Source organism: Helicobacter mehlei (genome assembly GCF_007280785.1).
In the GTDB taxonomy this organism is placed as follows: Bacteria; Campylobacterota; Campylobacteria; order Campylobacterales; family Helicobacteraceae; genus Helicobacter; species Helicobacter mehlei.
On the sequence record NZ_VKGC01000078.1, the window covers coordinates 1 to 339 of the forward strand.

At 48.4% G+C, this 339-nt stretch carries 1 protein-coding gene; it reads right to left on the minus strand.

The features are described from left to right. Nucleotides 1–339: hypothetical protein (locus tag FNE76_RS08380; protein ID WP_185963043.1), on the minus strand; the 339-nt coding region annotated here is incomplete at both ends.

Consider the following 339-nt stretch of genomic DNA (forward strand, 5'->3'; position numbering starts at 1 on the left):
GGGCTCATCCCCCACCACCTTGAAATCCTGCAACACCCACCTTCTAGGCTGGCTGGGGTCATTGTTGTTGGTCCAATCAATGCGGGCTTTAAAATCCCAATCTTTGCCATTGTAGGTCTCTCTTAGGTTAAGCTCTACACTATTGCCATCAAGGTGGCTAAGTTGGCCTTCTTTGAGCGTGCGGTCAATGGCGTTAGCAATATGCGTGTTACGCCACTTCTTAAAGTCCTTTTGGGCTTGTATTTGGGCTTCTCTACCTACTGGCGTTAAAAACTCTTGGGGCTGGGTTTTAAAGGTTTCTAGCCCTTTAGATTCTTGGGCGATTCTGCCCGCATCCAT